The organism is Candidatus Wallbacteria bacterium (genome assembly GCA_028687545.1).
Classification (GTDB): Bacteria; Muiribacteriota; JAQTZZ01; order JAQTZZ01; family JAQTZZ01; genus JAQTZZ01.
Genome location: JAQTZZ010000026.1, coordinates 26,428 through 41,108, shown reverse-complemented (window position 1 = coordinate 41,108; position 14,681 = coordinate 26,428). Strand labels below are relative to the sequence as shown.

The following is a 14,681-nucleotide window of genomic DNA, read 5'->3' as shown; positions in this document are numbered from 1 at the left end:
AATAATCAAATTCCAGAAAGGTCGGCCAGTTATGATCAGGATATTCTGTCTCGTAATAATTTGCTTTCTGAATGCTGCCTACGCCACAGAGGAAGTCGGCAACCAGAAAGAAGCGGAAAAGCTTTTCGAAGGCCTGACTATCGGCGCGGCTCCTGTTGTGCCGGACCGCTCCAGGGACTGGGTGGGCGAGGCGATCCAGGCAGGCAGGGATATGATCAGGAACAAGGACTTTGAGGGAGCGCTCGAATCAGCCAATAAAGTGCTGGCCGAACAGCCGACCTACCCTGCTGCTGAAAAACTGAGGGACGAAGCCAAACGCGGTATTTTCTGGCGCAAATACGGGCAGTATTTCGTGCTGGGAATTTTTTTGATTATCTTTGTCCCGATCTTCCTGAAGGTTCTGGAACAGGTCATCGCAATTTTTTTAAAGAAAAAAAAGTAGAGCTTCTGTTTTTATTTCCCGTAACTTGAAATTATCCTCAGAATCTCTGCCACAGACCAGGCCTGGGAAAAACAGCCCCTGGATTCATGCGGCCATTCGCCTTCCGCGATTTCAGGCACAGTGCCGCACCAGGTCCCGCTGATCATCTCGCGCACAGGTTCAAGCATAGAGCTTATTTTTCCCTGCGTATCCCCGAATTTCTTCAGAGAATCATAAAAAGGTCCGAGCAGCCAGGGCCAGACTGTCCCCTGATGGTATGCTCCATCCCTGGACCAGCGTTCTCCTCTGTATTTTCCTATGTAACGCGGGTCTGCCTGAGGCAGAGTGCTGAGCCCGAACGGAGTATACAGGTTCTCAATTACGCTGTTCAAAATCAGGCGTCCTTTGTCTGCTGGCAGCAGCGGATATGGAAGGGACAGGGCCAGGAGCTGATTCGGCCTGATCGAATCATCCCTGAAATTGTCGCCTGTCACGTCGTACAGACAGTTAAGCGCCGGATTCCAGAAATCAGCCTGGAACGAGCTTAAGGTCTTAACTGAGAGCGACTGATATTCAAATCTCCTGTTCAGAATTTCAGCGAAGAATTCCATGATTTTCAGGGCATTGTACCAGAGAGCATTGATTTCCACAGGTTTTCCGCAGCGCGGAGTGACAGTCCAGCCTTCGACTTTTACATCCATCCAGGTCAGCTGAGTTCCCGGGTTGCCTGCTGCCAGCAGTCCATTGTCGTCCACCTTGATCCAGTAATCAGTGCCTTTGACATGCGCTCTGATGATCCCAGTAAGCAGGTCAAAATATTCTGCAGCCAGGCTCTGGTCGAGCGTGTACTGGAAATAGCGGTAGAGCGCGTGGAACAGCCAGAGAGTGGCGTCTGCCGTATTGTAGCCTCCGGGATTTCCCGAATTGTCGTCAAACACGTTCGGGATCAGCCCGTTTTTCAAATTCCCGATGAAAGTCAGCAACACTCCTTCTGCTTCTGAAAATCTCCCTGTCACGAGCAGCAGTCCTTCAAAGGCGATCATCGTGTCGCGTCCCCAGTCTGTGAACCAGGGGTAGCCTGCGAGAACAGTATAGGACTTGGTGCTGCGCCTTTTCACTATGAAAGTATCGGCAGCGAGTTTCAGGCTGCCTGTAATCCTGTCACTCCCTTCTGGAACAAGTTTTTGCAGACGCAAGTCTTCGGCATGCAGGCTGGCTGAAGGATCAATATCAGCGATCGGCTCTTCTGCGCCCAAAATCAGATAAAATTCCTGGCCTTTGGATAACTCGGTATTGATCCTGAGGCAGGTGACGAGCTCTTCGTATGCGAACAGCCCCCGCTCGTCCTCCAGGTCGTAGAAAACATTGGAGATCCTTGTTTCATATGGTTCGATCAGCCCGGGTCCGCAAAACCGGAGCTGGATCTTATGTGACAGATTGGTAATGAATGTCGCGGCACAGTCTGATCCTGACAACAAATCGAGTTTCACAGATCCTGGCAGTGAATTCTGATGAATCTCCCGGTCAGTGAAACTGGGGATCAGGCGAAGCTTGATCGGATCCCCGCTGAGCTGGCGGTATGAAACAACAGTTGCATTACGGTCTCTTGGCATGAAAATCCGCTTTTCCAGCAGCGCGTTTCCAGCTTTGAAAGTGAAGACAGGGTAGCCCTGAAAATCGAATGAGATCAGGTTTTTGAAACCGGATTCAGAAAGACCATTCACATTTTTCAGAGAGCTGAGCAGAAATTCGCCGCTTTTCGTGGAAACTGTTTCAGAGATCCCTGTCACGAACATTCTGCGCTCAACAGGCGGATTAAGGGCTGCGCAGAGAAGCCCGTGATAACGCCTTCGATTGAGCATTGATGCAGTTGAAGAACAGAATCCGCCGATTCCGTTTGAAACCAGGAATTCGCGTTTTAAATAGTCTGAAAGGACAGTCATGGTAATTCTGAATCCGGCTTATTTCTGAACGGTTCCGGGCTGTGAAAAATTGTCTGCAAAAGCCAGTACATCATCATCTTTCACCATTCCGGTTTTAACGATCAGCCTGCGGTTTTTCAGCTCTTCCCCGCTTTTGCCCTTTTCCACAGTATCCCAGGAACCGCGGGTGTATTTATATTCATATTCGCCAGTAGGTAATTCAATCGCAGCAGTAAAATTGTCAGAACAGCACTCGAGCCTGATTCCATCTGCGCTCCAGCTGCCAAGCGCGGGATGGCTGCCGGTCAGATAGAGCTTATCTGTTCCAGCCGGAACCAGTACCCTGAAAACGACCTTAAACAACATTTTCCCTCCGGAATAATAATTTAAAATATGAACCTGATATTGTCAACCATTTTTTTAACTCTGTAAAAACCACCTTTTTTCTGATAGAATTCTGTTAAATGAATTCAGAGGGGGAATCTGATGAAAGCCTTGATTTTGATACTTGCCATCATACTGTCCGGCTGCGGTGAGCAACCGAAGATTAAGCCCGCCAAACAGATTGCAGCTGCAGCTAAAACCCTGGAAACCAGTCAGAAACCCGTCTCTGCAATTCCGCGGATTTCCCAGGTTACAGCCGAAGCTCACATGATCAGTTCGATTACCTTCGGCCTGATTTCACCTGAAGACCGGATCAGCGTGCGCTTTTCCAGTGTGGAAGTGGAGGCAGGCCAGATCGGCGTCCCGCTGAAAAAAGAAGTGTTCAGTTTCACTCCCCCTCTCGCCGGTTCCACCAGATGGGATGACGGGCAGACCCTGATCTTCGTGCCGCAGGATCCTTTGAAGATGAGGCAGAAGTATCTGGGAAAACTTGATAAGTCCAAACTTTTCCCTGACAGTACCGGAATGGTTTTAAAGGAAATTCCCTTTGAGTTTGAAACTACAGGCCGTGAGATTTCAGATCTTGCCGCAGGATTCGAACTTGTAGATACAGCCGATCCGGCAAGCCTGGTATACAAAGGCAGGATCAAACTGTCACAGAAGACATCGCTGGAAGTGCTGGTCAGCGGAATCAAGCTGAATTGCAAGGGCACACCGCTCGAACTTAAAATCGCAGATCTGGGCGAAGAGCGCGAATTCGGCTTTCAATCCGGACCATACCAGCGCACTGACGAAGATCAGGAATATTCACTCCATGTAGATGCAGCGGCATTGGGCCTGGCCAAAAACCGCGACGAAATTTTCCACCTGCCCCCGCTTAAATACTTTGCTGTGGAAAATCTGCGCGAAAAAATGCAGGGCAAGAAACTCTTCGCTGAAATTGCATTTTCCGATTTGCTCGACGAGCGCAAGGATTACCAGGGTTTCGTGCAATTGCAGGAACTGGGCAGCTTTAAACTCAAAGCTGTGGGCAAATTTCTGGTTCTGAACGGCGACTTTCAGTCCGGGAAAACCTATCAGATCCGGGTTCTCAAAGGCCTGAAAAGCCGCTGGGGAACTGAGCTTACTTCTGACTGGACCGGTGAAGTGACATTCAGGGATATGCAGCCTGCCGTGGAATTCTGCCGCTCAGGATATCTCCTGCCTACTTCAGCGAATAAAAAAATTGATTTCCGCACTGCCAATGTCAGAAAAGTCCATCTGCTGGTGAAAAAGGTTTTTGAAAACAACCTTTCCTATTTCATCCAGGACAACCGCATGCAGAGTGCAGGCTCCAGAAAGGATTTCTTCTACAATGTGGAACGTCTGGGAGTAGTCGTGTCTGAGAAAACACTGGAGATCGGCGAAGAAACAAATAAATGGCTGCAGTCTGAACTGGACCTGTCCGACCTTTTCAAAGACAGCAAAAAAGGCCTCTATGTGATCGAACTTTCCATGAATCGTGAAGATATAATCTGCGGAATACCTGATGAAGAATCCTGGAGTGAATTTTACTACAGACATTGTCTTGTGACCAAACCAATCATACTTACAGACATCGGACTGACAGTACAGAAAGAATACAAACGGACCATCGTGTATGCCAACAACCTTCTCACAACAGAACCCCTGGCCGGAACAGATATCAAGCTGTTATCCTATCAGAATCAAACTCTGGCCCGCGGAAAAACTGATCTCAACGGCAGATGCGAGTTTCCACGCACTGACGCATTTCTGGTGGAAGCCGAACGTGACGGACAGCAGTCCCTGCTTAAATTCAATGAAAGCGAACTGGATACCACCCTGTTCGAGACTGCAGGCGAGGAAGAACCTGCTTCAGGAACCAGAGCCTTCACTTTCACAGACCGCGGCGTTTACAGACCTGGAGAAACAGTCAACCTGACCATAGTGCTGCGTAATCAGGACAACACTTTCCCGGACAATCATCCTGTGACTATCAAACTTTACGATCCGCTGAACCGCAAGGTCAATCAAATCACCTCCCGCGAAGGAGCCGACGGCATATACTGTTTCACTTTCGCGACAGACGAGAGCGATCCGACAGGGAACTGGAATCTCGAGATCAATGCAGGTGACGCATCCTTCAGCCACACCCTCAAGATCGAAACTATAGTGCCTTACAGGCTGAAACTGAAACTGGCATCAGATAAGGAAATCCTGGGTCCTGAAGACAGGGAAATCAAGGCCACCCTGCATGCGGAATATCTGTTCGGAAATCCGGGAGCAGACCTTGCCTCATCGATAAACATGAAGATAGTACCCCGCACAGTCAGCTTTGAGAAGTACAGATCCTTCTCCTTCAGAAATGAGGGCCTGGATTTCCAGGAAACAGCCAGTCCCCAGTTCGATGCCAGACTTAATTCTTCAGGAGACACAGCTGCTTCCTGGAAATATCCGTCCCTGGAAAATGTCCCCTCTGCCCTCAATGCAGTGGTCGATGCGAAAGTCCTGGAAAAAGGCGGACGGCCCGTGCCTGACACCCTGGTGATCCCGATCGAGTATTTTGACCGGTATGTGGGCATCCGCGGCCCTGAGGACAGCTATCTGATGACCGGCTCTCCAGCCAAATTCCAGGTGATGCTGGTCTCAGGCAAAGGCGAGCCGGTATCCGGCATCCAGCTCACCTACAGGGTTTACCTTAATCATCAATACTGGTGGTGGGATTATGAAAACGAGAACGATTTCAAGAAACATTTCAAGACCGCCTATTCTACTGAACTGATTGAATCCGGAACACTCAGCTCTGGAACAGAACCGGCTGCTTTCGAATACACTCCTGAAGAATACGGAGAGCTGCTGGTAGAAGTACAGGATGGAGACAAAGGGCATACTGCCGGCTACTTCTTCCGGGCGTATGCCTGGGGATCAGAGCAGGCAGGCAAGGACGCCAGTACGATCAACCTGGTAGCTGACAAGACATCCTATTCTGCCGGTGAGACGGCCAGGATCGCACTCAAGACCCCCGGACAGGGCCGGGCTCTGGTCAGCGTGGAAAAAGGCGGGCAGGTGCTTTCATCCAGCTGGTATGAATTGAAAGGCAATGATCCGCCTTTTGAAGTACCGATCACTGAGGCGATGGCTCCTACTTCCTATGTGTTCGTGAATCTGATCCAGCCCCATGCACAGACGAAGAACAACAGACCTCTCCGCATGTATGGCGTGATCCCGCTGGCAGTAGAGGAACGGAATACCAGGCTGCTTTTAAATCTCAAAGCTCCTGAAGTTCTTGGACCAGGGCAGTCTTTTGATCTGGATGTCCAGACGCCTGACGAGGAATCACAGGTTGTGCTGGCTGTAGTGGATGAAGGATTGCTCAGCCTGACTCGCTTTCAGACACCGGATCCGTGGAGTTATTTCAACCAGAAGCAGAGGCTCTCAGTTGCCACCTTCGATACTTTTTCCGATGTGATCGGCTTTGAGATGGGTGAAATTTTCAAACATTTTACTGTCGGCGGCGATGGAATCCTCGCTGAAATGTCCAGGCAGGCTTTTTCCAAAGCCAAACGATTCAAGCCTGTGGCACTCTTCAAGGGACCTGTGAAAACCGGCACCGATGGACTGGCCAGATTCCATTTCACGATGCCGAATTATGTCGGTGCAGTGCGGGTAATGGCTCTGGCTTTCCACAAAAACCATTATGCAAGCACAGAAAAATCGATTCCTGTCAAATCTCCGCTGATGATATTACCAACTCTGCCGAGACAGCTCGGTCCGGACGATCAGGTCAGGATCCCGGTCACGGTTTTCGCGATGGAAGACGGGCTGGGCAGCGTGGAAGTGCGAATTTCGGCCGACGGCCCGGTTAAAACCGCATCCTCTGAAATCCGATCCCTGAATTTTGAGAAAAAAGGGGACCAGGACCTGTATTTCGTTCTTAAAGCGGATCAGGCAGTCGGAGTATCACTGATTCAGGTCAGCGCTAAATCAGGCTCGTTCAGCGCGACTGAAACAGCAGAAATCGCAGTCAGGCCGGTCAATCCTTACATCTATTCCACGGAAATCAAGATTGTAAGTCAGAACGAGACGGCGAGCATGGTGATTCCGGACCGCGGCCTCAAAGGTACGAACAAGGCGACTTTCATGGTTTCCAGAAACCAGAAGCTCAAGCTCGGGAATCGTTTGCACTGGCTCCTGGAATATCCATACGGCTGCGTGGAACAAACCGTATCCAGCGTTTTCCCCCAGCTCTACCTTGGAGACCTGCTCAAAAACGGTGACCGTCTTTCAGACCGGGTTGACAGGAACATCAACGGGGCAATCCGCAGGCTTGCCAAATTCCAGCTTCCAAGCGGCGGATTTACTTACTGGCCCGGAATGACAGAAACCTGCGACTGGGGAACCAACTATGCCGGACATTTCCTGCTGGAAGCGGACAGGCACGGCTATCATGTTTCACAGGACATGCTCGACAACTGGAAGAATTTTGAAAAGAGCCGTTCCCTTGTCAGTGAAGGCGACACACTTACAAGATGTTACAGGGTCTATCTGCTGGCTCTGGCAGGTGAGGCTCAGATGGGTGCCATGAATCTGATCAAGGAAACCATGACACCTAAGCTGGACGACACCAGCAAATGGTTGCTGGCAGCTGCATATAAGCTCGCTGGAGTGGAAAACACAGCGCAGGAAATCCTGAAGGGCGCCGGCCTCAACGTTGGTAAGACCGAAGAATTTTCAGGCACTTTCGGTTCAAACCTTAGGGACAGGGCGATTATCCTGGAAATCATGACTCTGTTCGGCGACCAGGTGAAGAGCCTGGAACTTTATAACCAGATCGCGGATGAGCTTTCGACAGACAGCTGGCTCTCGACTCAAAGCGTGGCTTATGCTCTGCTTTCGATGGGTAAATTCATGGCTCTGCAGCCCAGGCAGAGCGGAAACTTGACCGGAGAGCTTACGCTTCCCGGCGGCAAGACGACAGTTATCAATTCCACTGCCGAGACATACTCTATGGAAATCCTGGAAGGTTTCGGGGATAAGCTCATTTTCAAGAACAGTTCGACCGGAAATCTCTTCGCCAGCATGGAATGGGAAGGAATTCCGGCCTGCAATGATATCGTAGAAGAGCAGAAAAACCTGACACTTTATCTGGAATGGCTGGATGACGACGGAAGCAAGATCAACCCGGAAAACATCAAACAAGGCACGACTTTCTGGGGACACTTTACAGTGATCGGTAATTCCGGTCTGAATCTTTCCAACATCGCTCTGCTGCAGATACTGCCTTCAGGCTGGGAAATCGACAATCTCAGACTCGCAGGCACGCCGCTCCCTGCCTGGACCCAGGGATACACTTTGAATCAGGAGAAATACCTGGACATCCGTGACGACCGCATCATGTGGTTCCTGGATTTGCCTTATGGGAACACCAAACAGGACTTCCTGGTCAAATTGAATCCTGTCAGCATCGGCAGATTCTTTCTCTCCCCCACCATCGTGCATGCCATGTACGAGCATAATTACAGGGCAAGCGTGGCCGGGAAAACTGTCGAGGTGACTGAATAGCGGTTCAATTACTTACTGCTCTTGCAAAAAGTGCTGCGGATAATTAAACTAATCCGCAATTGAAATTTACGATAGACCTGTTTCCATAAGCATGAAACCGGATCTAGAAAAAATCAAGTACTAAAACTGAAGGTGCATTTTATGGGACTTTCCAAGGTTAGAAACATCGGAATCGCCGCGCATATCGATGCAGGCAAAACAACAGTCACTGAACGGATTCTATTCTATACCGGCACTACCCGGAAAATGGGTGAAGTCCATGACGGCACAGCCACCATGGATTTCATGAAACAGGAGCAGGAACGTGGCATCACGATCGCTTCAGCTGTGATCACCTGCAGATGGAAAGACCATCAAATCAATGTCATCGACACACCTGGGCATGTTGATTTCACGATTGAAGTGGAACGCTCGATGCGGGTGCTGGACGGACTGATCAGCGTCTTCTGTGCTGTCGGCGGAGTGGAACCGCAGAGCGAGGCTGTCTGGTCTCAGGCGGACCGCTACAAAGTTCCGCGCATCGCTTTCATCAATAAAATGGACCGCTCAGGTGCGGATTTTTACGACTGCCTTTATCAGATGGAAGAAAGGCTTGACGCTAATCCGGTTGCCTTCCAGATTCCGATCGGCGAGGAAGCCGATTTCAAAGGCGTGATTGATCTGATCACCATGAAAGCCTATCCCTTCCCTGACGGTGAGATCACTGAAACTGAGATTCCGCCGGCACTGAAGACCAGAGCAGAAAATTATCGTCAGGTGATGCTGGAGAAGCTCTCGAATTTCAATGAGGAAATGGCTGGTTTGTATTTATCCGAAGAGGAATTTCCAGTTGAAATGGTCCGGCGGGTTGCCCGGGATTGTCTGCTGCGTTCCCTGATCACCCCTGTCTTCTGCGGTTCCGCCTATCACAACATGGGGATAGTTCCGCTTTTAGATGCAATTACCCTGTATCTTCCAAGCCCGATCGACCATGGCCCAGTGACGGGCAAGGACCCTGATGAACCCGGTAAACTTCACATCCGCCGCCCGACAGCACAGGACCCTTTCTGCGCACTGGCCTTTAAAATAATCCATGACCCCTTTGTCGGGCAGCAGATTTTCGTCCGCATCTATTCGGGCACTCTTCATCAGGGAGATACATTGCTCAACGCCACTACCGGTGATTCCGAACGTGTTCTGCGCATCATGCAGATCGCTGCCAAGGACCGTTTCGACATACCTGAAGCCGGCCCAGGCGACATTGTAGCCCTGATCGGGCTGAAAAAAACCCGCACAGGAAACACCCTCTGCCACCCCAAATCACCCCTTTTACTGGAAGAAATCGTTTTCCCTCAGACTGTGATTTCCGTCAAAGTCACGGCACCCGGCCAGAAGGAAATGGAAAAGCTGCATGCCTCGCTCAGGAAGCTGGCAATCGAAGACCCTTCTTTCCAGGTCCGCATCCCTGAACGTACGAACGAGACTGTAATCGCCGGAATGGGCGAACTGCATCTGGAAATCATCATCGACCGCCTGAAAACTGAATTCGGGGTAATAGTCCAGGTCGGAGAGCCTTCAGTCGAATACCGGGAAACAGTCACAGCCAGCGCGGAATTCGAATACAAACATGTCAAGCAGTCCGGCGGCCATGGGCAATATGCCCATATTGTCCTGCGTGTGGAACCCAACCCTGAGAAGGGATTCGAATTTGTGAGCAAGATCATCGGCGGTGCCATTCCTCAGGAATATATACCTCCCATCCGCAAAGGCATCGAGGAGTGTCTGATCAAGGGAATTCTGGCGGATTATCCGCTTTCAGACGTGAAAGTCACCTTGCTCGACGGCAGTTTTCACGATGTGGACAGCTCTGACCTGGCTTTCCGCATCTGCGCTTCAGTCTGCTTCAAGGAAGCTTTCCGCAGGGCGCACCCTGCCCTGTTTGAGCCAATGATGTCTCTGGAAATCACTACACCAGACGAGTCCATCGGCGATATCACAGGCGACCTCGCCCGCCGCCGCGGCAAGGTTCTGTTCATGCGCCGTTCGCGCAAGGGTTTTCAGAAGCTCTCCTGCGAGGCTCCTCTGATGGAACTCTTCGGCTATGCCACAAATTTCCGCTCCATGTCCTCGGGTCGCGCCACTTTTTCCATGGAGTTCAAAAGATACGATCTTCTTCCCACCAAGTTTCTGGATAAAGTCCTGGAAAAGGCCAGAGAGCGCATGAGTCCCGGTAAGAGTTAACTTAAATTGTTGAGTTTGGCAAATTTTTGTGGTGTGCAGCCAAAGGCTGTTCAAAACTTTGATATGTGGCGGGTCCTGTCCTGGCATAACTTTTTCTCTCCTTCGCAAGGCTCAGATCGAGAAATAAGTTACGCCTGGCCACCCCACAAGGGTTTCAGCGGCATGATATGGAAAATTTGCCTAAGCCGAGATTTAATTCATCCACATTAAAATAAGCGTTGTGCCGATCAGGAAGATGTTATACGAATAGTGAGTGATCAGGCTGGGTATCAGAGACCCGCTGATCTGCCTCTGCACAGTCACGATCAAAGACAGGGCAGCCAGCATGGCGAGCGCAGGCGGATTACCGCTTGTCTGGTAAAAATGCATCAGCCAGAATGTGAATGCTACAACCGCTACTGTTGAGACCGGCTTCAACTTATTCCTGAGGATGCCGAACAGGAAGCCGCGGAAAAAAAGCTCTTCCAGGAACGGGGCGATCAGTGAGCCGTTGAGCGTGAAAAAAAGCATGCCGTAAAACCCGGATGTCACCCGGTCGATAAAGGTTTCCTCCACCTCGACAAAGCTCATCAGATAGATGCAGAAGACTGCAGTCAGAAATCCGGACAGGAGAGCAGCCAGGGCGTCCGATGCACTGACTTTTCTGAACGAAAATGCTTCTCTGAAACTGCGGGCTGATCGGAAGCAGGCGAAATAAAACAGCATTGCGAAGAAGATGAAGTCGTTTAAAAAAGATCTCAGCATGTCAAACAGGGAAAAATCAGGAGTTGGGTTCAGGTATCCGAACTGGATCAGGATCTTTTTAGTACAATGTTCGCAATAGACGAGCAGCGCATATCCCAAGACCAGCAGGAAAAGTTCGCTGAAGCCAGGTTCAGGCTTTTGATCCTGCAATTCTATTGCCCGCTTTTAGGATTTAGCTGTCCAAAGACAGACACGCAGTCATTCCGGCCTGAGATATGAAAAATGTCAGGTTTGATCTTTAATGGAATGATGTCGTCGAAATTAGCATTGAAAGTGATTTTCCGGTTTAGGTATGTGAACTGCATCCGCTCCCCTTTTACAGGTGAAGGCATGGCTTTGATGTTGGCATTGACGAGATTGACAAGCTCAGCCATCAGTCCGTCGAAGCTGCCTGCGCTGCCGCTGTAGTTCCTGATCAGCAGGTTGATCAGATTGAGCTTGGGAACTTCGGCATTCACATCGATCAGGATATTGGAGCTTGCATTGTCAGCCTGCAGATAATTTATCGAAATGCGGGAGGATTTGTCTCCCACGTCCAGGCTGATGCCTGAAACCTTGATTACATTGCGTACCCTGGGCCTGGTATACAGCTTTAACAGCTCGTTGATCACGTTTTCACCGACATAGGCCTGGATTTCAGCATTGTTGTTGGCGAATGTGTCTGGGCTGCTCGAAACAGTGAAAAAATGAGGCTCCAGCACTATCTTCCTGATCTGTAGTCCGGGCATGGCAGGGATCACTGAATACTGTTTCAGATTAAGGCGGACTGAGCCGCAGTATTTACTTGAAGGAATATATTCTGCCGAGATGTTGACCGGTTTCTGAGCATTGCTGCAGGCTTCATTGATCGACTGGACTATGGTCCTGATGCGGGAAATGGTAGTGGATTTGTCCTGGCGTTCTCCGTTCTGGATGTATTCCGCGATGTTGAGCAATACGTCTCCGTTCAGCGCTGCCATGTCGCCCACGAATTTGATCGGAATATCAGCGACTGGCATGAAAAGTATGCTGAACGGGTAAATCCCTTCGAAGCTGAAACCATTGTTGAAGAATCTGAGGGCAGGTTCCTGCAGTTTGGAGTCTTTCAGGGCTTCCCTCAGCACAAGGTTGATGGAGTCTTCATTGAATACGACCTGCACGTCATTTCCTGTCAGAGCCCATATTTCAACTGTCATCAGGCACAGAAGCATTACCAGCACCATCTTCTTCACCAACATGCACCTCCAGGTTCATCTTCTTTAATTTTGATATTATTTAATTATGTCCGAAACTGATCTAATGTCAATGATTTTCGTCTAGTCAATCCTGTGATATAATCCTCTGGTTTGGCAGGTGAAATAATTTCAATAAGGAAGATAACATGCAGAGATGCCATTGGCCAGTGATTGAAAAGAACAGCCTGTATCTTGATTACCATGACCTGGAATGGGGAGTTCCTGTACATGACGAACGTAAGCTGTTCGAAATGCTGATCCTGGAAGGAGCCCAGGCCGGACTTTCCTGGGAAACTGTTCTGAACAAAAGGGAAAATTATCGTAAGGCCATGGACGGTTTTGATTATGTAAAGATCGCAGCATACACTGAAGACAAGATCAGTGAGCTTCTAGTCAATCCAGGCATCATCAGGAACAGGCTTAAGATACTGTCAGCAGTCAGGAACGCCAGGGTGTTCATGGAAATACAGAAGGAATTCGGTTCGTTTGATCAATATCTATGGGCTTTCGTGGATTTCAAGCAGATCGACAACAGTTTCCAGTCCATGAGTTCAGTTCCGGCCAGAACCGAGATTTCCGATCAAATATCCAAAGACCTGAAGAAGCGTGGCATGAATTTCGTAGGCTCTACTATCATCTATGCTTTCATGCAGGCAGTGGGGCTCGTGAATGACCATGAAACCGGGTGCTTCAGGCATGCCCAGTGCGGTGACCGCGGGTCTTCCCTGCTGTGATCACTCGCCAACCAGCTTGACTGTGACCTTTTTCTTTCTCCTGCCGTCCAGTTCCAGGTAAAATATCTGCTCCCATGGCCCAAGATCCAGCCTGCCATCCGTAAACGGCATCACCGCCTGATGGCCAAGCATGGTCCGCCAGAGATGGGCATAGGCATTGTCCTCCCCTGTCAGGTTGTGATCATAGCTGTCGTTTTCCGGAGCCAGGCGGCGCAGCAGGCGGAGAAAATCCTTTTTCAGGCCCGGCTCGTCGTCATTGACGATCACTGCGGCGGTGATGTGAGCAGGATTGATCAGAACCAGCCCGCTCTTCAGGCCCGATTTTCCCACGATTTCATTGATCATCTCAGTGATCCTGATGAACTCGATCCGTTCCCTGGTGTTGAAGAAAAGATATTCTGTGTGTGTCATGGAAATAATATAAATGAATCCTGCATTTTAACGCAATGGCGAATCATACGTTTTCGATGTATCATAAATAAGTTACTCGACTTTGGCAAATTTTCCATATCATATCGCTGAAACCCTTGTGGGGTGGCCAGGCGTAACTTATTTCTCGATCTGAGCCTTGCGAAGGAGAGAAAAAGTTATGCCAGGACAGGACCCGCCACAAATCAAGGTTTTTAACAAATATCTGGCTGCACACCATAAAATTTGCCAAACTCAAGTAAGTTATTTAGTTGACTACGAAATGGAGGATAATAATGAAAACATGTCTGCTGGCTGCAATGCTTTTTTTCTGCCTCTGGCTGCCTGCCTTTGGTTCTTCGAATCTGCAGGAAGTGTCCTTTGGAAGCGAAATAGACCTGAACGATTATATCACCAGCGGAAGCCCAACAGTCTTCGAATTTTTCAGTCCTTACTGTGGTGCCTGCAATAAAGTTGCCCCTGTTCTCCAGACTCTGGCTGCCAAAAGCAGCGAAATCACAGTGATCAAGGTGAACATCAACCGCAGCAATATCAATGGGATCGATTGGACATCGCCTGTGGTGAAAAAATTCAAGCTGACATCTGTGCCTTATTTCATAGTCTCAGACAGGCAGGGAAACCTCGTGTCTGGGAGTGCTGCCCAGGATCTGATCAACGAATGGCTGAATGCACCTGAGCCGACCAAACCGGCTGAGGAAAAAGCGGTGTCAGACGAGAATCCTGCTGCCGAAAACAATGCCGCTCAATCTGACAGCGCATCTTCGGACGAGCCTAAAACCCCTCCAACAGGTCCAGCTATAGAGGAGAACATCTTCGCTCCTGCCAATCCAGAGCCGACTGAAAATAATTCTTCATCAGGCAGCTGATTGGATGGGAAAAAGTTAAATATTGGATTGATTATCTAGAAAAGAAAGTGAAGATTAAAAATAAATAAATTTTATATTCATTATCTGCTGTTTATCAACTATTGTGGATCATTTAGGCATTAAAACAGTGTAAAATGCTGAAAAATTGATTTAGATATTCCGAAGAGAGTAAAATATTGTTGTTG

Annotated in this window: 10 protein-coding genes; 5 read left to right on the top strand and 5 right to left on the bottom strand. The window is 49.4% G+C overall.

The window, feature by feature from the left end:
- Positions 1-31 precede the first annotated feature (31 nt).
- Complete coding sequence (locus PHW04_11635) at positions 32-442, top strand: hypothetical protein (GenBank protein MDD2716531.1); 411 nt, start codon at positions 32-34, stop codon at positions 440-442.
- An 11-nt stretch (positions 443-453) separates the two neighbouring features.
- On the opposite strand, the gene PHW04_11630 is transcribed toward PHW04_11635, so the two are convergent.
- Together PHW04_11630 and PHW04_11625 are read right to left on the bottom strand one after the other, a co-directional pair.
- On the bottom strand, positions 454-2,364 hold the full coding sequence (locus tag PHW04_11630) for an amylo-alpha-1,6-glucosidase (protein ID MDD2716530.1): 1,911 nt from the start codon (positions 2,362-2,364) through the stop codon (positions 454-456).
- Between the two features lie 18 nt (positions 2,365-2,382).
- The gene (locus tag PHW04_11625) at positions 2,383-2,709 is read right to left on the bottom strand and encodes a CBM20 domain-containing protein (protein MDD2716529.1); all 327 of its coding nucleotides are present in this window, start codon (positions 2,707-2,709) and stop codon (positions 2,383-2,385) included.
- 120 nt (positions 2,710-2,829) lie between these two features.
- Here PHW04_11625 and PHW04_11620 point away from each other — a divergent pair, with 120 nt between their 5' ends.
- Positions 2,830-8,289, top strand: coding sequence for an MG2 domain-containing protein (locus PHW04_11620; protein MDD2716528.1), 5,460 nt, complete (start codon positions 2,830-2,832; stop codon positions 8,287-8,289).
- A 141-nt stretch (positions 8,290-8,430) separates the two neighbouring features.
- Complete coding sequence (gene fusA / locus PHW04_11615) at positions 8,431-10,509, top strand: elongation factor G (protein ID MDD2716527.1); 2,079 nt, start codon at positions 8,431-8,433, stop codon at positions 10,507-10,509.
- Between the two features lie 192 nt (positions 10,510-10,701).
- Here the strand turns inward: fusA and PHW04_11610 are convergent, their stop codons facing one another.
- Together PHW04_11610 and PHW04_11605 are read right to left on the bottom strand one after the other, a co-directional pair.
- Positions 10,702-11,403, bottom strand: a complete 702-nt coding sequence (locus PHW04_11610) for a CPBP family intramembrane metalloprotease (protein MDD2716526.1) — start codon at positions 11,401-11,403, stop codon at positions 10,702-10,704.
- A gap of 2 nt (positions 11,404-11,405) precedes the next feature.
- Positions 11,406-12,464 (bottom strand): hypothetical protein, encoded by a 1,059-nt coding sequence (locus PHW04_11605; protein MDD2716525.1) that lies wholly within the window; start codon positions 12,462-12,464, stop codon positions 11,406-11,408.
- A 149-nt stretch (positions 12,465-12,613) separates the two neighbouring features.
- Between PHW04_11605 and PHW04_11600 the strand changes: the two genes are divergently transcribed.
- On the top strand, positions 12,614-13,201 hold the full coding sequence (locus PHW04_11600; GenBank protein ID MDD2716524.1) for a DNA-3-methyladenine glycosylase I: 588 nt from the start codon (positions 12,614-12,616) through the stop codon (positions 13,199-13,201).
- Here PHW04_11600 and PHW04_11595 read toward each other — a convergent pair whose 3' ends face one another.
- Complete coding sequence (locus tag PHW04_11595) at positions 13,202-13,612, bottom strand: secondary thiamine-phosphate synthase enzyme YjbQ (GenBank protein MDD2716523.1); 411 nt, start codon at positions 13,610-13,612, stop codon at positions 13,202-13,204.
- A 293-nt stretch (positions 13,613-13,905) separates the two neighbouring features.
- On the opposite strand from PHW04_11595, the gene PHW04_11590 reads away from it, so the two are divergent.
- Positions 13,906-14,496, top strand: a complete 591-nt coding sequence (locus PHW04_11590) for a thioredoxin family protein (protein ID MDD2716522.1) — start codon at positions 13,906-13,908, stop codon at positions 14,494-14,496.
- Positions 14,497-14,681: the final 185 nt, after the last annotated feature.